Source organism: Vibrio porteresiae DSM 19223 (assembly GCF_024347055.1).
Classification (GTDB): domain Bacteria; phylum Pseudomonadota; class Gammaproteobacteria; order Enterobacterales; family Vibrionaceae; genus Vibrio; species Vibrio porteresiae.
In genome coordinates, this window is the sequence record NZ_AP024895.1 from 684898 (window position 1) to 705817 (window position 20920).

Here is a 20920-nt window from a genome sequence, read left to right on the forward strand (position 1 = left end):
GTTGATGTGCTTGATATTTAAATTATAAAGGAAACAAAACTATGGCAACTCCACATATTAACGCTGAAATGGGTGATTTCGCTGACGTTGTTCTTATGCCTGGCGATCCGCTACGTGCAAAATATATTGCGGAAACCTTCTTAGAAGATGTGGTTCAGGTTTGTGACGTACGCAATATGTTCGGTTTTACTGGTACATACAAAGGTCGCAAAATTTCTGTCATGGGCCATGGCATGGGCATCCCTTCATGTTCTATCTACGCGACTGAGCTCGTGAAAGACTACGGCGTGAAGAAAATCATCCGTGTTGGTAGCTGTGGTGCAGTAAGTACTGATATCAAAGTCCGTGACGTGGTAATCGGTATGGGTGCATGTACGGATTCAAAAGTAAACCGTATCCGTTTCAAAGGTCATGACTTTGCAGCTATCGCAGATTACAAGATGGTTCGTGCAGCAGAAGAAGCAGCAAAAGCGCAAGGTACGGCAGTTAAAGTAGGTAACTTGTTCTCTGCAGAACTGTTCTACACTCCAGATCCAGATATGTTCGATGTAATGGACAAATACGGTATTGTTGGCGTAGAAATGGAAGCGGCTGGCATCTATGGTGTGGCTGCAGAGTACGGTGCTAAAGCGCTGACTATCTGTACTGTTTCAGACCATATTAAAACTGGCGAGCAAACCACTTCAGAAGAGCGTCAAACAACTTTCAATGACATGATTGTTATCGCTCTTGAATCGGTTCTTATTGGCGATAAAGACGCGTAATAAGCCGTGATTGAATCGAAAAAAACCTCAGCATGCTGAGGTTTTTTTATCGCTAATTTATAGCACTTTAAGCCTGTGGCGATTGAGATACGTTTTTCAGTAGCAGGTTTTCACCACGACGGACAATCGTTTTTTTCTTGCGCAGAAGCAGCGTAATCAATACGCCGCTAACAAAGCTCATTAATACCATTAGGTACATGTAGCGGTCGCTTTTGCGATAGTGATGGTCTGATATTGCGGTCACTTTGCCAGTTTCAAACGTGACACGTACGAAGCCGATAATATCCCCATCATGCATGACGGGTTCAACAAGCTGTTGACGACCAATACTGGCTGTGTGCAATGGGGTATCTAACCCCAACACTTCACGAACACTCATAGCGTTGTCACTAGAGGCCAGTTTTACCCCTTCAGCATCGTAAATAGCGGCATCAAATACCAAACGATCTTGCGCGAGTTGATTGGTGAGAGCTAAGAGACGCTCTTGATCTTGGTCGGCAATCATACTGCTGGCAGTCATGGCGGCCTGAGTGATCAATACTTTGGTTAGAGTCTCTAACTGGTTGGCTTGAATGCGTTCGTTACCTTTACTAATAATGACACTGTTAGTGATGGTGATCACAAACATGACGGCAACGGCAATGACAGCAAAGAGACGCATCACTACACGGAACGAGAATAGTGAGCCATTCATAAACTTTCACCTAATCAAAAATTAAGGGTTGGCCAATATTGGGACTTGCGTTTTTAAATTGCAATAGGTTAACGTTCATTTCTCCCAATTAAGGATAGTATACATGGACGCTTTTAAGACTTTACCTATAAAAAAACATCCCTCTCTTATTCAACGGTTTCCTGAAACTCGAATTGTTAACCCTATCGAGCGCAAACGAGCCAATTGGATTGTCTTTGGTGAACACTTAGCGCCTCAACTGTTTATTGACCTCGATTTTTACGCGCGAGAAAAGCACGCCATTTTAGATATTTGGCAAGTTGGCCCTTATGAAGTAGCGTTGATGTCTGGTGATTTGGATGCGGACAAAGAAGCCATTCTGCAAGAACTGAAAATTGAGTATGCCAATATCCATGATGTTCCAGACCTAACTCAGCCGGGGCTGATTGTGATGGATATGGATTCGACTGCGATTCAGATTGAATGTATCGATGAAATTGCAAAATTGGCCGGAGTGGGCGACGAAGTGTCTGCTGTGACCGAACGGGCCATGCAAGGTGAGCTTGATTTTGAGCAGAGCTTACGTTTGCGCGTCAGCAAACTTAAAGACGCAGAACAAAGCATTCTTGATGAGGTTCGTTCAGGCATTCCTTTCATGCCAGATCTTGGTGAGATGGTGACAACACTGCAGCAGTTTGGGTGGAAAACAGCGATTGCTTCCGGTGGGTTTACCTATTTTTCCGATCATCTTAAAGAGCGCTTAAATCTCGACTTTGCCCAGTCAAACGTTCTAGAAATTGTGAATGGCAAGCTGACGGGGCAAGTATTAGGCGGTGTGGTGTCTGCGCAAACCAAAGCGGATATCTTGCAGCAATTGACTGCTCAATATGGCATTGAAGCGCATAACACCGTTGCTATTGGTGATGGCGCTAATGATCTGGTAATGATGGCCGCTGCGGGTTTAGGGATCGCTTATCATGCAAAGCCTAAAGTCTATGCCAAAGCGCAAGCGTCCATTCGTTATATTGGCCTAGGCGGTGTGCTGTGTATTTTATCTGCTGGGTTGGTAAAACGTCAGAAACTCAGTTGGCAAGCGAAACCGTAATCGTCCGATTTTCGTACCGTACCCTGTTAGTCAACGCAGTGAAAACGAAAGGCCACTTAAGTGGCCTTTCGTGTCTCTTGAATTGAGGATCTTAAAGGACTAATTGAGCTGCAGGCGCATAATGACTTCGTCAGTTACATCAACTATCTCGCCATACCCAGCTAGTGCCGTAATCTCTTTTTCCAATGCTGTTGCGTTGGGCATGCTGATTTGGGCCAGCTCATCTAAGTCTTGCCTCAATAAGGTTGTGAACGCATCGAAAATTGGAGCCGATGCAATCCGTAGTACAAAAATCTCGCCCATGTTCTGCGCATTTCGAATGAACTCAATGCGTTGTTGGGTGCTTTCAAATTCATTGAGCAAACGAGTTTCTATCGATTTGACCCGATTGCCAAACTTCAGAATCGAAATATAGAGCTCGTTGAATTGAGGCTCTACACCATCGATGCGTTTCATCGGATTGGCCAGTAGGGTATTGGTGTGCCCCTTAAAAATCGGTTCAAGCGAGATTTTGTTCTCTTGGCCCAATTTGGCTAAAAACTCAATATGACGCGGTAATGGGTAATTCACACCAATCACCTTAGGGCGAAGATTGCGGGTGCTCTTATCCACAAAAATCGGTGAGCTCACCATCTTATCCAGAAGGATATTGTGCAGACTTTCTAGCAATTCCAATGAAGGAAGAATTTCCGGTTTTTGCAGTAATTTGTCGCGATTGTGTTCTATAACGCTGTTAAAGAACGCGATGATTTTCATGGTACTCGAGGTCTCTTCGAGCATCAGTTGCACGCGTCGTCCTTCAGGGCTAAGGCGGATCAGCTGATAGGGAACACTGTCTAACGGCAAATCTTTGTCATAAAGCTTGAGCTCATCAAAATCGATAGTGATTTTGTCCTGCACCTTCATTGAAATTGGCTCTTCGACAATGACGCTTAAACCACGCTTTGACATATCGACGGTAAAACCGGAATAGCGTTTCCCTTCGGAGTCAATCAAGGTTAATGGTGTACGAAAATGATAACGAGGTTCTTTGCGGCGCGAGCGAGCATCGAAATACACCCCCATTGGCATACCGTGCACTTTGCGTGGGTGACAAAATGGGTTAATCGCTTTGCTGCTTAAATCGGGTTTATCCACAAACAGATAATCATGGGCAGATTGCAGATCACTGATCTCTTGCAAGATACCAAAATGTGTCAGGTTACGAGAGCGCTGAGATAGCTCTTCACTGTGGCTAGCTAAAGCGCGTCGCTCGTCAGTTGATAGCTCGAACATCCAAAGACGAAATACCTTCCAACTGTCGCGTTTGGCCCCAATATGCCAAAACAGCTTGCGTTCATCGGGTTTTGCCTCTGGCATCATCATCGAGAAAAATAGGGTTTTGTCTTTATATTCGTGTTTAAACGCATAAAGAACATTATTGCTATCGTGAATGCCGGGCTTAGTTAACGTTGCCATTCTTTGTTCACTGAATAAGGTGCCAAGCGCTTGTTGATTACGTTCATCGTGCCAGTATTGCCAGAGCGGCAGGTTATTCTCGGTGATTAACGCGATCTTCAGTTCATTACCACTAAAAAAGAGTGGCAATGAGCAGCTGTGTTTAAGATAGGCATGTTCATAAGCGCGAGTGCGGGCACGAATAATTTTATCCTGATTATCGTGGGTCGCTTTTTTGCGATTGTTGGACAGGGATTCGGCAATCACCCGATCAATAGCATCGGTTTCACTAAGGCGTAATACCCTTAAAAACTTAATGGCATCATTGTCATAGGATTCATCTACAGCGAGAATTCGGTACTCAATCTGCGCATCCAAACCGGATATTTCGTATTCTTTGAACAGTTCGACAAAGCGAACCGTAATGATTTCGCCGAGTTTGTAATCGAAGAAAGAGGGCACTTTAAAGCGCGCACCAGAGGTGGATAAATCGACACTCAAGCCATGTACCACCTGCTGTTTATTGGCAAGGTGGATCTCGATTTGAGTGGAAATACGCATGCGATTTTCCAATCGCTTCAAATCGTATCCGAGCTTAATTGGGTCGGCGTCAAAGAATGAACTTTTGGTGTCCACTTCTTTCTGCGGCGTGCCACGTTGCTGCATCACACGAAAGTTGTTGCGCGTATTATTGAGCGCTTCCCAAACGCCTTCCGTGTATGATCCGTATTTGCGAATACTTTTGTGATAAGCGTTAAATGCCACATCGTCGAGCCAGTGGGTGATACCTTCGATCTCATATTCACGACACTCGCCATTCACTCGCCCGCGCAAGTCGACGCTCTTGTAGCATGGCGTCATGATGCGATTGAGCTCCATTTTGACGAGCAGTTTGACAGAGGGCGATTCCCCTTGGGTTAATTGACCCAAAAGGTACTCAAGATCCGCTGAATAATAGGCCGATATTAGGCGTTCGGCTAAAGAGAGTATTTCAGATTGCTGCATACTATTCTGTTAGAGTCATTGTCTCAGTTAGTTCATCGGCTTAGATCAGTATATCTTTAGTAATATACCCAAATAACATCGCGATTTTGTTTCGGTGAAATAGAGCAAATTTGCTGACAGTTAAAGCAGTTATTTTACGCTTGCAATCAGTAACGTCAGATAAGCACGTCGCAACTTGCCCTTTTGATGGTGACGTCATTTGGGTATAGCTTCATCGGCATCATCCGTCTTATTATTGGTTAAGAAGTTACTATTGTCATTTTTGTGAGAAAAATAGAGGATTCATGGCTAAAGCAAAGCGTGCATACGTTTGTAATGAATGTGGGGCTGATTTTCCCCGTTGGCAGGGGCAGTGTAATGCGTGTGGTGCGTGGAATACCATCACGGAAGTTCGCTTAGCTGCATCACCACAAGTGGCTCGCAATGAAAGACTGACAGGCTATGCGGGTGCTGTAGAGTCTCAAGTACAAACGCTTGCTGAAATAGATTTGCAAGAGGTGCCTCGTTTTACTAGTGGTTTTAAGGAATTTGACCGAGTGCTTGGCGGTGGGGTTGTCCCTGGTGCGGCGATTCTTATCGGTGGTAGTCCTGGTGCGGGTAAATCGACCTTACTTCTACAAACGATGTGTTACCTTTCCTCACAAATGCCAACGCTCTATGTCACTGGTGAAGAGTCGTTACAACAAGTGGCGATGCGTGCAGCTCGTTTGGGGTTACCTAAAGACAATTTAAAAATGCTCTCTGAAACCAATGTTGATCGCATTTGCCAAATTGCCGAAAAAGAACAACCTAAGATCATGGTCATTGACTCGATTCAGGTAATGCATGTCTCTGATGTGCAATCCTCTCCGGGTAGCGTGGCACAAGTTCGTGAATCAGCCACTGCCTTGACTCGCTATGCCAAGCAAAACAACGTGTCGGTGTTTATTGTTGGTCACGTAACGAAAGATGGCACACTGGCAGGTCCTAAAGTACTTGAGCATATTATTGACTGTTCCGTATTGCTGGATGGTGATGCTGATGGGCGTTTCCGAACACTGCGTAGTCATAAGAACCGTTTTGGTGCGATTAACGAATTAGGCGTTTTTGCTATGACAGGGCAAGGATTGCGTGAGGTGAAAAACCCATCGGCTATTTTCTTGTCACGTGGCGAAGAAGAGACTTCGGGCAGTTCAGTCATGGTGGTGTGGGAAGGTACTCGACCATTGTTGGTTGAGATTCAAGCGCTGGTGGATTATTCCCAATTAGCCAATCCACGCCGTGTTGCTGTGGGGATGGAACAAAACCGCCTTTCTTTGTTGCTTGCGGTTTTACATAAGCATGGTGGACTTCAGATGGCTGACCAAGATGTGTTTGTCAATGTGGTTGGCGGCGTGAAAGTGACTGAAACCAGCGCAGATTTAGCGCTATTGGTGGCATTGCTATCGAGTTTTCGTGATCGCCCAGTACCCAAAGATGTAGTGGTGTTTGGTGAAGTCGGGCTAGCTGGTGAAATTCGCCCAGTGCCAAGTGGCCAAGAGCGATTAAACGAAGCCTATAAGCACGGTTTTCGTAAAGCCATCGTCCCCTTTGCCAATATGCCGAAACATGGGATTGAAGGCATGGAAATACACGGAGTTAAAAAATTATCAGAAGCAATCGAAGCATTTGATGAACTTTGATTAAAATCCCTGTATGCTCGCGCGGATATTTCACAGTGAATAAAATAAGTGGAGGTGGAGACAAACAGGTAAACTGCTTCGTCTATACTTCCTCACTGACAGCGAACGAAAAATTTTCGTTCATGGCTTATGACAAATTCGACAGAATGAAGGATAAATGTTCTTAAGTGCAGAACTCTGCAAGAAATGTCTCTTTTATTTCGCGAAATGATCATGAGCTGAAAAAACCAACAAACTTTTTTTTTGGAATCTGCACGCAGGACTATCAGTCTATAAAGATTATGGTATACTCTGCGCGCACTTTATACCTTATTAACAGAGTAAGACAATGACTACTGATTTATCGAAATACAGAAACATTGGTATTTTCGCGCACGTTGATGCGGGTAAAACTACCACTACTGAGCGTATCCTAAAGCTAACTGGTATGATCCACAAAACTGGTGAAGTTCATGACGGTGAATCAACTACCGACTTCATGGTTCAGGAAGCAGAACGTGGTATTACAATCCAATCAGCTGCAGTAAGTTGTTTCTGGAAAGGTCACCGTTTAAACGTTATCGACACCCCTGGACACGTTGACTTCACAGTAGAAGTATATCGTTCTCTGAAAGTTCTTGACGGTGGTATCGGTGTATTCTGTGGTTCTGGTGGTGTAGAACCTCAATCAGAAACTAACTGGCGTTATGCTAACGAATCAGAAGTTTCACGTATTATCTTCGTTAACAAACTGGACCGTATGGGTGCAGACTTCTACCGTGTTGTTGACCAAGTTAAAAACGTTCTTGCTGCAACTCCACTAGTAATGACTCTACCTATCGGTGTAGAAGAAGATTTCGTTGGTGTTGTTGACGTTCTAACTCGTCAAGCTTACGTATGGGATGATTCTGGTCTTCCAGAAAACTACACTATCCAAGACGTACCAGCTAACATGGTTGACGACGTTGAACAGTACCGTGAAGAAATGATCGAAACTGCTGTTGAGCAAGACGATGATCTAATGATGGCTTACATGGAAGGTGAAGAACCTTCAATCGAAGACATCAAACGTTGTATCCGTAAAGGTACTCGTGACCTAGCATTCTTCCCAACTTACTGTGGTTCTGCGTTCAAAAACAAAGGTGTTCAACTAGTACTTGACGCTGTTGTAGATTACCTACCAGCTCCTCAAGAAGTTGAACCACAACCTCTAATGGATGAAGAAGGCAACGAAACTGGCGAACACGCTATCGTTTCTGCTGACGAAACATTCAAAGCGCTAGCATTCAAAATCATGGATGACCGTTTTGGTGCACTAACTTTCGTTCGTATTTACTCTGGTAAATTGAACAAAGGTGACACCATCCTGAACTCGTTCACTGGTAAAACTGAACGTGTTGGCCGCATGGTTGAAATGCAAGCTGACGATCGTAACGAACTAACTTCCGCTCAAGCGGGCGACATCATCGCTATCGTTGGTATGAAGAACGTTCAAACAGGTCACACTCTATGTGATCCTAAACACCCTGTTACTTTGGAGCCAATGGTATTCCCAACTCCAGTAATCTCTATCGCAGTTAAACCTAAAGATAAAGGGTCAACTGAGAAAATGGGTATCGCGATCGGTAAAATGGTTGCAGAAGATCCATCATTCCAAGTTGAGACTGATGAAGATTCAGGTGAAACTATCCTGAAAGGTATGGGTGAACTTCACCTAGACATCAAAGTGGACATCCTTAAACGTACTTACGGCGTTGAACTAGAAGTGGGTGCTCCTCAAGTTGCTTACCGTGAAACTATCACTAAACCAGTTGAAGATAGCTACACGCATAAGAAACAGTCTGGTGGTTCAGGTCAGTTCGCGAAAATCGACTACCGTATCAAACCAGGAGAAACTAACACTGGCTTTACTTTCAAATCAACTGTTGTGGGCGGTAACGTTCCTAAAGAATTCTGGCCTGCAGTTGAGAAAGGCTTCGAAAGCATGATGCTAGAAGGCCCAATGGCTGGCTTCCCAGTGCTTGACGTTGAAGTTGAACTGTTCGATGGTAGCTTCCACGCAGTTGACTCATCAGCAATCGCTTACGAAATCGCTGCTAAAGGCGCATTCCGTCAATCAATGCCTAAAGCGGGTCCACAACTTCTTGAACCTATCATGCACGTAGACGTTTTCACTCCAGATGATAACGTTGGTGACGTAATCGGTGACTTGAACCGTCGTCGCGGTATGATCCGTAACCAAGAAGCTGGTGCTACTGGTGTTCGTATTAAAGCTAACGTTCCACTATCTGAAATGTTCGGCTACATCGGTCAACTACGTACTATGACTTCTGGTCGTGGTCAGTTCTCTATGGAATTCGATCATTACGCACCATGTCCAGCTAACGTTGCTGAAAAAGTTATCGCAGAAGTTAAAGAGCGTAACGCTAAGAAATAATTGTTCTTTTTGAACAGCTATTGATAAGAAGCCCCTTTCGAGGGGCTTTTTTTATATTGGTAAGATTTAAAATGATCGAAAAATAACCACAAAGTAACTTGATTTAGGTCACACTTTTGGCTATAAAGTGATCTGTGTCTGGTTAATTAATCAGCAGTGAGAGAGATTATTATGAATACTTACAACAATGCAGTTCAACAACAAACAACAACAGTTCAAGCTTCAACTTGGCGTCAAACCGCAAAAGAACTTTTTGGCGTAGTCACTCTATGGGCAGCAGCAAGCGCAGTCGTAGGCGCAATCAGTATTAACTGGATTGCTTAACACCAAGTTGGCTATCTAATGAAGAGATAGTGCCACAGAAAGTGTGACGAAAGAGATGAGCCCTAGCCTGACGCTGGGGCTTTTGTTTATCTGTTTGGTGAGATGGTGACGAGTTTATCCCACCCGTTTACTCTATGTTCTCTACGCTTCCCATTGCACCAATTGTTCATTAGGCCAGTTATCACTGAGATGCTGATAATGCCTTTCTAGTTCAAAGCGTTTGATTTTCAATGTTGGCGTAAGAAAGCCATTTTCAATACTCCAAGGCTTATTGATCATGAGTACTTTCTTAATTTTGGCGTGCGGTTCCAGCGTTTGGTTTATCTCGTCAATGATGAGTTTGGTACGCCGTTCGTAACGGGCTCGATCAAAATGCGGAAACTGATGTGGCACAACTAACAAAATAGGTGATGGATGACCTGAGCCAATGAGACAGAGCATCTCTACACGACTTTTTTCATACAGCTGTTTTTCAATCGGAACTGGGGCAACAAACTTACCTTTGGCCGTTTTGAAGGTATCTTTTTTACGCCCTAGTAGTGTGAGATAACCCAACTCATCTAATGTGCCAATATCGCCAGTGTGTAACCAGCCGTTCTCATCAAAGCTGGATTCGTTAATTTCTTGATGGTAATAGCCTGAGAACATGCCTTGAGTTTTCATCATTACCTCACCATCGTCAGCAATGCGCAGTTCTACCCCTGGGCCTGCCCGTCCGACAGTACCAATTTTGCTTTCAAGAAATGGGTAGTTTAAGGTGCCATAGCCTAATGATTCGGTCATGCCCCACGCTTCGGTAATCTCTAAGCCTAAACGGTTGTACCATCTTAGCAAAGCGGGTGACACTGGCGCTGAGCCACAGCCTAATACTCGTGCTTCTTCTAAGCCTAATCCGCGAATGATCTTTCTGCGTATCAACCGCTTAGTGATGAAAAAACTCAGTAAAAACTGCAATACATGGTCTGGAATTTTATCCAGAATACGTTGTTGAAACAGCTGCCAAAGCCTAGGTACTGAGATAAATAGGGTTGGGTGCTGCATTTTAACATCGTCAATAAATGTCTCTAATGACTCAGGGAAGGCGGTTGGAATTCCGACCATAATCGATGAGCCAAAAATATAAACACGTTCAGTAATGTGGGCTAACGGCAAATAGGAAAAGAGCCGATCTTGGGAGTGAATACCAATATGATCGATGATCTGCTTAGCGGTCCAAGAGAAACTGCCATAAGTTAAAATTGAGCCTTTAGGATAGCCTGAAGTGCCTGAGGTATAGACAATCGACATGATGGTATCATCTTGATGAACTGGGCGTAATTTACTCGGGGAGTAATCGGCAATCAGTTCGGAAAACTGATACTGGCAGGTTGGAGCTGAGTCGTAAGGTAACGCTATGGTCGTTAAAGTGGACATATCTGCCATCACTTGCGTGATAGCTTGATTATCATCGAGTTTCCCAGCGATCAGAAAATGACATTCACTGTGTGTTAGGCAATATTCAATGGTTTGAGCTTGCGCGGTAGGAAACAGGGGAACACTGATAAAATCACCCAGCATCATGGCCAAATCACAGATAAACCACTCAGCGCAATTTTTGGAGATTAATGCGATTTTGTCGCGCGGTTTTGCGCCAAGTGAGGTCAGGGCAGAAACCAGCCGTAGCGCCTGCTCAGCGACTTCAATATAGGTGAATTCTTTAAATTGCCGATCGACAATTTGCCTTAAGTAAACGTCATTGGGCTTCATGCGCGCCCAAATCAGGAGCAATTCGTTAGGTGGCGGCAGTGTGCATTGACTTCCACTGGCTAGAGGGGATGGTTTCATTATCACTCCTGTCGTTTAGATACGTTTACGCTCACTTAAGAGTGTAGACGCAACCTGCTTATCACTGCGCGCTCTACTAAACCAATCTCATTTGCGACCTTAATCATGTTGTTACGTAAATCTAAGCCATGCAGTTAATGAGCGTTAGATTGACATGGATCGGTACCGGGATACTGGCGAATGATCTCTTCCAATTCATCTTGATGTTCGCGTAGGGCATTCACACAGTAGCCATCTAACTTGCCATCAAAGACCATCTTTTCTAAATCAAGCAAAGCATAGGGAATTGAGCGGGCTTGCTTGTGTGGATGATGGCTGGTAAGAGCATCAAAAATATTGGCGACGGTGATGATACGCGCACAAATAGGAATTTGTTCGCCAGACAATCCATAAGGATAGCCAGAGCCATCGAGAAACTCGTGGTGGTAGGCGACGATGTCCTTGAGCAAATGAACACAGTGGTGATTCGGTGATTTAAGTTGCTCAATGATCTGGTCAATAATCTCAACGCCATGCTCGATATGTTGATCGATTTCTCTTCTTTGCGCGACGGTTAAGGTGTCTGAAGAGGTCAAGGTGCTGTAAGGAACTGATATTTTGCCGATATCATGATAGCGCGAGAACTGAGTGATATTTTCGATCTCTTCATCACTAAGTTGATACTGAGCTGCGACTTCTTTGGCGATCACTTGAGTAAAACGCCACATTCGTTCCCGGTGGCACGTTCCTGCAGACCAATGCCTTGGGGCGGATAGATTACGATTTTTTGTTGAATCTAGAAGGTTATGTACTAACTCGTATTCGGAGATGATGGAGATCAGTAAGGTGTCAACGAACTCAGCCAGAGCACTGACGATCACATCAGTAAAAAAGTCCTCTTTATGCGAGTTAATAAACAACATGCCAATGAAATGATGCTGACTATACACCGGTACGGCAACGGATGAATGGAAGCCACGTTCGATTAACCATTGGGTATGATGAGTATTTTTACTAAAGCGTTCGGCTATATTGTTGACTACTCGGGTTTCACCCGATTCAGCACAACTTTTTAGTGTGGGTAAATCGGAAAGCGCGACAGAATACTGATTGAGTTCACTACCGTGAGGGGAGCTGTCGGCATACGTTTTTAGTTGGTCCGTCTCTGGGTCATACAAGGCAAAAGAGAGCCGATCAATATTAGGTATTGATATGCGCATATGGTAATGAATGTCAGATAACTGATGATTTAACGATGCTGATAAACTTGAGCGCGATAAATCATCGTTATGGTCCATCCTCTCCATGTTTCCCCCTTTAATCATATTTCGCTCGGCAACGATTTTCCCAAGTAGGTGTGAGCAATACCGCTAGGTTCCAGCCCGCCACTTTAGCTCTTTGATGAGATGCTCAATGGTTCATCTTGAGTTGTTTAGTTATCCATTAGTGTAGAGGATTATTCTCACTTCAACTGACACGTACGTTCAACTTTTGCAGCGTGAATCTTGCTAAACTGTAACACTAGGTTAGCAGTCGTTAATAAAGGCCTTTTTAACAAAGATCCGGTAAATCATGGTGTTATTCATTCCATAATTGAATTGGAAACGTTTACACTTTGCCGTTTTGATCACAGACCCTAGGGAAAATTGATTGATAGACTGCGAGATATTTCATCCATTCACTGACACTTAGCCAAGTTTGACCGCAAACCATGTGGAGTGATGGCTAAGTTGCACGGGGGAGAGCAGTACATGATTCAAACATACTTACCGTTATTGGCAGAGCAACCCGCTTACGATGGGCATCCGGCTAAATTGGTGACATTAGTCAACGCTAACGGCATGCGTCTATTGTTTATGGATATCGGCGCGACATGGCTTAGCTGCCAAGTGCCCGTTGAAGGTGACCTTCGTGAAGTATTGCTTGGTGTAAGTAGTATGGAAGCTTTCCAAAAGCAGACGAGTTACTTAGGCGCAACGGTAGGTCGCTATGCAAACCGTATTGCCAATTCACAATTTGAGTTAGATAACATCACCTATCATGTGACGGCAAACCAAGGGAAAAACTGCTTACACGGCGGTCTGGAAGGATGGAGTCACCTGCGTTGGAAAATCACAATATTAAGTGAGCAATCCGTTCGTTTTACTATCGACTCGGAAGATGGCGACCAAGGGTTCCCTGGACATGTTGTGGCTAACATGACGGTGGTTTTGACCGATGATAACGAAGTACGCCTGGATTATCATGCTACGACCGATGCCAAAACACCGATTAACATGACTAACCATGCCTATTTTAATTTAATGGGCGCGGAATCTGGCGCTACTGTGTTGGAAGATACCTTGTGTATCCATGCGCAAGAGTATTTGCCAACCACTGATATGGGCATTCCACTCGCCTCTGGGTTAACAGATGTCGCAGGAACGAGCTTCGATTTTCGTGAGCCTACAGTGATTGGTTCAAGACTGTTGGCTGATGAACAGCAAAAATTGGTCAAAGGGTACGATCACAGTTACTTTTTAGGTAATCCAACTTTGGATAATCCTGTTGCCACATTAACGGCAGCGGATGGTGCGGTAAGCGTGAATGTGTTTACCGACAAACCTGCAGTGCAGCTTTATACCGGAAACTGGTTGGAAGGGACACCTAATCGTGTTGGTGGGGTTTACCACGATTACCATGGTGTCGCACTAGAGACGCAATTCTTACCAGATTCGCCGAATCGTGAGTGGCCACATCAAAGTTGTTATTTAGAGCCTAACGACGAGTATCACTTCACAACGGTTTATCAGTTCTGTTAATCCTAATGCTTCCCTTACCTTATCGATAAGGGAAGCGTTATCACGCTTTACATTCGAGCAGCAAGGCATCGATCCACGTTTGATGTTGAGCCGAAACCCCTGCCATACGCGCGTATTTAGGCGACAGACGATCGTTTTCGTAAGGGAACTGCCAGCCAACCGTATTGGCAATAAAGTGGCGTGCAAACTGCTCTGAAATCTCAAGGCAGCCTGTTAATACTGTATCGACATAGCTTTGAACGATCGGGCTGTGCTCACAGGGTGGTAAGTGATACTGAGTCACATAAACCCAAATAGGTTGGCTGTTATCAAAAGCGTGGTCGCTGGAAATTTGCGACGCATCGAGAGCTACTCGTTGGTAACCTGCTTCTCGGCGGTCGAACTCTACCAGCTCTTCTGGGCTCACCTCAAGTAATACCCCAGTGACTTCACCATTGCCTTGGTTAACGACCAAGGGCGACATAATATAACTGTCGTCGATTTTCCCCCAATAGCGAACTAATCCTTTGGCAATGACCGGAATGGCAGCACCGGTTTGACCGGTCAGTTGACGTGACGCAGCATTAATTAAACTGCCATAACCAAAGATGTACATAACTGCTCCTTTACATAGTGACGACTTGAGACATCCTTGCCTCACTTATCACGACTGACTGAAAAATTTCAGCCGGCTTAAGATCCAAAACTCAACCCCAAAGATAACCACTAATCCGAGGCAAAACAATCCAAAGGCAATTGGAGAATCGGTACCTGGTATGCCGCCAACATTGACCCCCAATAACCCCGTTAAAAAGCTGGTAGGGAGGAAAATGGCTGCAATAACAGAGAACAGATAGGTGTTTTGGTTCATCCGTTCTGCATGGTATTGGCGCAATTCACCTTTAATGATTTCCAATTCACTCAAAAAGAAGTCTAAGGTTTCGTTGATGCGCGTGATGGTGTTGACGCTGTGGCGTAAACGGAGATTTTTACTCTGAGATAGGCTTGAATCGCTGTCGTGATAATCATCGATAGCGTATTGCTGCGGCTTGATAAAACGCTTAATTTTCAGCAGCGCTTTATGGGTTTGCATCAGCTCTTCACTCAGTTCGATTTCATCATCAAAGCGGTCAATTTTGTCTTCGACGGTATCGAGATACGCATCGATATTGCTGTTGATGCCATCAATGACTTGAATCACCAACTCGGCCAAATTGGCGGGACCTTTTTGGTCTTCGAGATTTTGGCGAATCGCACTGACGGTTTTCGAGGGAATCTTACGCGTAGAAATCAGCGCACCATTAACATACAGCAGGCGCAAACTAAGCATATCTTCTGGATTAGCATCGGCATTCAGGTTTACGCCGCGCAAAATCAGCAGAAAATCTTGATCTTCGTATTGTTCAAATAGGGGACGAGTATCTTCAGCCAATAAGCTATCGATAATCGAATTTGGGACTTGATTGCGTTCTAACCAGCGGCGAACTTCAGGTTCCTCTCGCTGGCAGTGATACCAATGATCGGGTTGAATCTCATCAGGACTAAGAGCCTGCTTCGTTGCTTTGTCACTGTTAAAATCCCAGTGATCGAGTAAAAAATCCATTCAACCTCCTTTGGTATGCGGAGATTACAGGTGCTCTGCGCACAGAGCACCTGTGTGATGCTTATAACCCGCGTAGTTGGATACGACGTAGGAATTCAGTCATCACGCTGTCATACAGCAAATCACCTAAGAAACCATCTTCCACAGTATGGTCGATGCTTGGGTTATCGTTAACTTCAATAACATAAACTTGCCCGTCTATCTCTTTTAAGTCAACACCATATAACCCGCCACCGATTAAGTTGGCTGCTTTGAGTGCGGTTTCTACCACAGCTTTAGGTACTTGTTTCAAATCGAGGCTTTCAAAGCCACCAGAAGAAACACGACCACTACTGTGGTGTTGGTAAATCTGCCAGTGACCACGGCTCATCATGTATTTACAAGCAAAAATAGGGTGGCGGTTAAGTACCCCAATTCGCCAGTCAAAGTCGGTTGGCATAAAGGCTTGTGCCAAAATCAGAGCACTCTTGTTGAATAACTTTTCAGCTTCAACCGCAAGCTCTTCTTCGTTACGAACTTTCACTACACCACGAGAGAAAGCGCCATCTGGAATTTTCAAAACCAGAGGGAAGCTTAAGTGTTCGAGCAAGCGTTGTTTCCATTCTGGATCGAAGCTTTGCAAAATCACACTGTCTGGTGCTGGTACATTATTGCGTTGCAGTAACTCAGTTAAAAAGACCTTATTGGTGCATTTCATGATCGATTCGGAATCGTCCATCACAATCATCCCCATCTTTTCCGCTTTTTTCGCGAAGCGGTAAGTGTAGTTACTGATGTTAGTGGTGGCACGAATGAAGAGGCCATCAAATTCACCCAAACGAGAGCCATCTTCAGGAGATATGGTCTCAAGGTTCATCCCTAAACGATTGGCGGCACGACGAAAACGCTTTAATGCGGATTTGTCGGAAGGTGGCATCTTCTCTTCTTCATCAACCAGCATAGCGATATCGTAACGATATTTTTTCTCTTGTTTTGGTCGACGCCAAACTTTGCTTGAGAACATCTCTAAAGACTCGATAAAGAAGTCTTCTTCTTGTCCTTGCAAATCTTGGAATGGGAATGGTGCTACTTTCTTGATTTGCCAGTGGCCATTTAATGTGCCCACTTCCAGTTCGATAACTGGCACCATGAATTGTTCAAAAAGTAATCTCGCTAGCTTTTCCAACCCTTTATGCTGAGTTCGGCCAAAATAAATTTTGCAACGAATGGGATCTTCTTCGGTGCAAAGCTTATGCATTTTGACTAAATCGGATGAGAGAAGAAGAGGCTGGTTAATATCGTTGATAGCCATAACACGAGGGATCACTCGGTGACCACGTGCTTCTGCCATCAAGGAGCAGTAATAACCGCTGCTCATATAACCGTAATCGCGACACAGGTTCACTACTTGAACACTCTTGTGATTATGTTTCCAGTCAGCATTAAGATATTGATCGACGCTGACAACTTGCTCCGAAGGGAAGTATTGTTGCCAGTCACTGACTTTGTCGGTCACGATTAAAAGGTTAGCCATAACTATAGGTTTCCTATTGCATTAGATCTATGATTGATGCGCAATCTTGCTAACCACCTAAGGACATCGTATGGACTTTCGTCATGCGAAGAGTACTGATTTAACTGCGCTTAATGCTTTAGAGCTTCAGCTTTTCGACGGAGACCGAATTTCTCCCCGTCAAATGAAGCGTTTTTTACATTCCAACCACGCCATTATTTTTGTGGCTGATTCCGGTACAGAATTGGCCGGATATGCATTGCTACTTTTTCACCAAGGTACACAGCTTTCAAGGTTATATTCGATTGCCGTTAAACCTGATTTCAGAGGCCGGGGGATTGCTCGGAAACTCGTCGAACAATGCGAGCGTGCTGCTCTTGATCAAGGCTCAACTACATTACGTCTTGAAGTGCGGGAAGACAATACAGCAGCGATAAATTTATATGAAAAAATGGGCTATAAAACCCTGAAGCTACTGATTCACTATTACGATGATTTGTGCAATGGACGTCGCCTACAAAAACGCTTAACACCGACCGAACCTAAGGTCATGTTAAACATGCCGTTGTATCTGCAAACCACCAAATTTACCTGTGGCGCCGCATGCCTTTTGATGAGCTTTGGCTGCCTCAATAAAGACTTTGAACCAAGTCGCGCGATGGAGTTACAACTGTGGCGTGAAGCAACCACGATTTTCATGGCAGCTGGCCATGGTGGTTGTAGTGGACAAGGTCTCGCTTTGGCCGCTTCTCGCCGCGGTTATCAAGTAGAGCTGTGGAATCAAACCCGCGGTATTCCTTTTATCGATAGCGTGCGTGATGAGAACAAAAAAACGGTCATTGAAATTGTTCATCAGGACTTCTGCCGTCAACTAGAAGAGCAGGAAGTCGAGATCATCGATGCGCCACCAAGCCAAGCCGATTTTGAAGCGTGGATTCGTGAGGGAGCATGCGTGTTACTTCTCATCAGTACCTATCGCTTTGATGGTAAGAAAGAGCCGCACTGGATCATTTTGAGCGGCATGAGTGAGAAGTTTTTCTTCTTCCACGACCCTCATGCTGAAACCGAGAACGACATTATTGCGTCGGGTTATGTGCCGATTGGTAAAGCTGCGCTGCAACAGATCATCTGTTTTGGTAAACAGAAACAGATCTCCTGTGTGGTGATAAAAAAGTAACCATCGCTCGATTGCTAAGTTCCATGCAAAGTAAGTCCCTAGCGAAACAAATACCTAGCGAAAAGTGTCCCTAGAAAAACGATGTTCCTAGAAAACAAGAGTGGTAGCGCGCACTACCACTCTTACTTGATTTCTTCCTAATGTAAAAATCCTAACTCATTAACTTCTATAGTGAATTTCCCTACATCTCAACATGAATGTTTTTCATTTGGATGTCTATACGGCTGTGGTTAATATGAAACGGTATTAACGAATTCCACTTGTTTAGGGAGAAAACCATGTCTCAATCTCAGCTTAATGCGCCTTTCCATGCCGACGTTGTCGGTAGTTACCTACGCCCTCAGTATCTGCACGATGCTCGTCGCCAATTTGAACAAGGTGCGATCGATGCTAATCAGCTAAAAGAGATTGAAGACAAAGCGATTACTGAACTGGTGGAAAAACAGAAATCACTAGGTTTAAAAGTGATTACCGATGGTGAGTTCCGTCGTTCTTACTGGCACTTAGACTTTATGTGGGGCCTGCAAGGCATTGAACACGTGGTACTCGATAAAGGCTACCAATTTGTGAACATGGTGACTCGAGCTGACAGTGCACGTTTGACGGGCAAAATTGGTGGTGCAAATCACCCATTTATTGAGCATTTCAAGTTCCTAGCTAGCCTTGCTGATGAAACGGTTCTACCTCGCTTGACTATCCCAGCGCCAGCGCAATTTTTAGCGGAGCTACAACGCTCAGATAACCAAGCCTCGACTCAAGCTATCTACAGCGATGAAAATGAGTTGGTAGAAGATATTGCTCAGGCTTATCACACTTTCTTCAAAGAACTTGCAGCCGCTGGTTGCCGCAATGTGCAGATCGATGACTGTACTTGGGGAATGCTAGTTGACCCTAAATTTGCCGCGAAAGGCGCAGCAGATACACCACTTTCTGAAGCAAGCAGCTGTGGTTGTGGTGCAAACCATGAACTGAGCCATGAAGGTCGCGTGGCTGATGCAGCAGAGCTTTATCTAACCGTCAATAACAAAGCGATTGCCGGTGCGCCAGAAGGTCTTACTGTAACCACTCACGTATGTCGTGGTAACTACCGTTCTACTTGGGCAGCAAGTGGCGGTTATGCTCCTGTGGCGAAAGTATTGTTTGGCCGTGAAAACGTGTCTGCGTACTACTTAGAATTTGATACCGACCGTGCTGGTGACTTCTCGCCACTGGCTGAACTGACCGGTGATAAAAAAGTGGTGTTAGGTCTCGTCTCTTCAAAAATTGCTGAATTGGAAGATGCTGATGCGGTTGTTGCTCGTATTAAAGAAGCGGCTCAATACGTTCCTCTTGATCGCTTATTCTTAAGTACCCAATGTGGTTTTGCTTCAACAGAAGAAGGTAATGCTCTGACTGAAGAGCAGCAGTGGGCCAAAATTAAATTGGTACAAGAAGTAGCAAAACGCGTTTGGGAATAATTGGTTTGGGAGTAGCTGATTTGGGAGTGACGGATAGATATTTGCAATCATTTCCCGAGTCAGTTTCTCGGTAAGTTAAAAAAGCCGCTTTCGTAAGAAAGCGGCTTTTTGCTTACTGAAATAAGTGTTGAGCGGCTTAAGCGTGGCTAGCCACGTAGTGATTCACTTTTTCTGCCAGCGTCTGTTTTTCCGCATCGCTGATGAAGCTGGCTTCAATGGCGTTCAGAGTAAATTGCGCCAATTCCGCGTGAGTCATCGGGTGGGCGTTGCTTACTGCATTGAAGTTATCGGTCATGTAGCCACCAAAGTAAGCTGGGTCATCTGAGTTGATGGTCACGCACAGCCCTTTGCGTAGTAGCTCGACAATATTGTGTTCCGTCATTTCTTGGAACACTTTCAGTTTGGTATTGGAAAGAGGGCAGACGGTTAGCGGCATACGTGTTTTGGCAAGCTCAGCAACCAGCGCTTCATCTTCTACGCAGCGCACGCCGTGATCGACACGTTGTACTCCAAGAACATCAATCGCGTTACGAATGTTCAGCGCAGGACCTTCTTCACCCGCATGAGCAACTGCAAGGAAGCCTGCTTCACGCGCTTTGCGGAACACTTCAGTAAATTTCTCTGGCGGATGACCTTGCTCGGAAGAATCCAAACCGACACCAATGATCTTATCTTTGTACGGTAATGCTTGCTGCAGGGTTGTCAGTGCATCATCTTCACTTAAATGGCGTAAGAAGCACATGATGATTTGGCTAGAAATACCCAGTTCGGCTTTGCCTTGTTCCAGTGCTTGGCTGATACCGTTAATCACGGTTTTAAATTCAATACCACGAGCGGTATGAGTCTGTGGATCGAAGAAAATTTCTGTGTGAATGACGTTATCTGCTTTACAACGCAGTAGGTATGCCCAAGTTAAATCAAAAAAGTCCTGTTCATGGATCAGAACGTTCGCGCCTTGATAATAGATATCTAAAAAAGACTGCAGGTTAGTAAACTGATACGCGTCGCGTACTTCCTCTGGTGAAGCGAAGGGTATCTCAACCTGGTTACGTTGAGCCAGTTCAAACATCAACTCTGGCTCAAGAGAACCTTCGATATGAAGATGCAGTTCTACCTTTGGTAGGTGCTGAATAAAGCTTTGCATGCTAACCCCTTTGTATTTCATCAATAGCGAACATCCATAAATAAAAGCAGAAAGTATGCCAAATTATAGATATAGGAAA

At 44.6% G+C, this 20920-nt stretch carries 16 protein-coding genes; 8 read left to right on the forward strand and 8 right to left on the reverse strand.

Going from position 1 to position 20920, the window contains the following annotated elements:
- Positions 1–41 precede the first annotated feature (41 nt).
- Positions 42–764 carry a purine-nucleoside phosphorylase gene (gene deoD, locus OCV11_RS03215; protein WP_261894957.1) on the forward strand — a complete coding sequence of 241 codons (723 nt, stop codon included), beginning with the start codon at positions 42–44 and terminating at the stop codon, positions 762–764.
- Between the two features lie 67 nt (positions 765–831).
- Here deoD and OCV11_RS03220 read toward each other — a convergent pair whose 3' ends face one another.
- Positions 832–1458 carry a YtjB family periplasmic protein gene (locus tag OCV11_RS03220; RefSeq protein ID WP_261894958.1) on the reverse strand — a complete coding sequence of 209 codons (627 nt, stop codon included), beginning with the start codon at positions 1456–1458 and terminating at the stop codon, positions 832–834.
- A 103-nt stretch (positions 1459–1561) separates the two neighbouring features.
- Between OCV11_RS03220 and serB the strand changes: the two genes are divergently transcribed.
- Positions 1562–2542, forward strand: coding sequence for a phosphoserine phosphatase (gene serB, locus OCV11_RS03225; protein WP_261894959.1), 981 nt, complete (start codon positions 1562–1564; stop codon positions 2540–2542).
- A 99-nt stretch (positions 2543–2641) separates the two neighbouring features.
- On the opposite strand, the gene OCV11_RS03230 is transcribed toward serB, so the two are convergent.
- On the reverse strand, positions 2642–4984 hold the full coding sequence (locus tag OCV11_RS03230) for a PilZ domain-containing protein (protein WP_261894960.1): 2343 nt from the start codon (positions 4982–4984) through the stop codon (positions 2642–2644).
- Between the two features lie 284 nt (positions 4985–5268).
- On the opposite strand from OCV11_RS03230, the gene radA reads away from it, so the two are divergent.
- From radA to OCV11_RS03245, 3 genes are all read left to right on the forward strand, one after another.
- The gene (gene radA / locus OCV11_RS03235) at positions 5269–6645 is read left to right on the forward strand and encodes a DNA repair protein RadA (protein ID WP_261894961.1); all 1377 of its coding nucleotides are present in this window, start codon (positions 5269–5271) and stop codon (positions 6643–6645) included.
- Positions 6646–6973: 328 nt separating this feature from the next.
- Positions 6974–9061, forward strand: coding sequence for an elongation factor G (gene fusA / locus OCV11_RS03240; protein ID WP_261894962.1), 2088 nt, complete (start codon positions 6974–6976; stop codon positions 9059–9061).
- A 171-nt stretch (positions 9062–9232) separates the two neighbouring features.
- On the forward strand, positions 9233–9385 hold the full coding sequence (locus OCV11_RS03245; RefSeq protein ID WP_261894963.1) for a hypothetical protein: 153 nt from the start codon (positions 9233–9235) through the stop codon (positions 9383–9385).
- 141 nt (positions 9386–9526) lie between these two features.
- Here the strand turns inward: OCV11_RS03245 and OCV11_RS03250 are convergent, their stop codons facing one another.
- Together OCV11_RS03250 and OCV11_RS03255 are read right to left on the reverse strand one after the other, a co-directional pair.
- The gene (locus OCV11_RS03250) at positions 9527–11209 is read right to left on the reverse strand and encodes an AMP-binding protein (RefSeq protein WP_261894964.1); all 1683 of its coding nucleotides are present in this window, start codon (positions 11207–11209) and stop codon (positions 9527–9529) included.
- A 134-nt stretch (positions 11210–11343) separates the two neighbouring features.
- On the reverse strand, positions 11344–12486 hold the full coding sequence (locus tag OCV11_RS03255) for an HD domain-containing phosphohydrolase (RefSeq protein WP_261894965.1): 1143 nt from the start codon (positions 12484–12486) through the stop codon (positions 11344–11346).
- Between the two features lie 453 nt (positions 12487–12939).
- Between OCV11_RS03255 and galM the strand changes: the two genes are divergently transcribed.
- Positions 12940–13989 carry a galactose-1-epimerase gene (galM, locus tag OCV11_RS03260; RefSeq protein WP_261894966.1) on the forward strand — a complete coding sequence of 350 codons (1050 nt, stop codon included), beginning with the start codon at positions 12940–12942 and terminating at the stop codon, positions 13987–13989.
- A 40-nt stretch (positions 13990–14029) separates the two neighbouring features.
- On the opposite strand, the gene OCV11_RS03265 is transcribed toward galM, so the two are convergent.
- From OCV11_RS03265 to OCV11_RS03275, 3 genes are all read right to left on the reverse strand, one after another.
- A complete protein-coding gene (locus tag OCV11_RS03265; RefSeq protein WP_261894967.1) occupies positions 14030–14584 on the reverse strand; it encodes a gamma-glutamylcyclotransferase family protein in 555 nt (184 codons plus the stop codon).
- A gap of 48 nt (positions 14585–14632) precedes the next feature.
- Complete coding sequence (locus OCV11_RS03270; protein ID WP_261894969.1) at positions 14633–15571, reverse strand: zinc transporter ZntB; 939 nt, start codon at positions 15569–15571, stop codon at positions 14633–14635.
- A 61-nt stretch (positions 15572–15632) separates the two neighbouring features.
- Entirely contained in the window at positions 15633–17084 is a 1452-nt protein-coding gene (locus OCV11_RS03275) for a RimK family protein (protein WP_261894970.1), read from the reverse strand.
- A gap of 70 nt (positions 17085–17154) precedes the next feature.
- Between OCV11_RS03275 and OCV11_RS03280 the strand changes: the two genes are divergently transcribed.
- A complete protein-coding gene (locus tag OCV11_RS03280; protein WP_261894971.1) occupies positions 17155–18240 on the forward strand; it encodes a GNAT family N-acetyltransferase/peptidase C39 family protein in 1086 nt (361 codons plus the stop codon).
- Positions 18241–18518: 278 nt separating this feature from the next.
- Positions 18519–19697 (forward strand): uroporphyrinogen decarboxylase/cobalamine-independent methonine synthase family protein, encoded by a 1179-nt coding sequence (locus tag OCV11_RS03285; protein ID WP_261894972.1) that lies wholly within the window; start codon positions 18519–18521, stop codon positions 19695–19697.
- 136 nt (positions 19698–19833) lie between these two features.
- Here OCV11_RS03285 and OCV11_RS03290 read toward each other — a convergent pair whose 3' ends face one another.
- Entirely contained in the window at positions 19834–20841 is a 1008-nt protein-coding gene (locus OCV11_RS03290; RefSeq protein WP_261894973.1) for an adenosine deaminase, read from the reverse strand.
- Positions 20842–20920 lie beyond the last annotated feature (79 nt).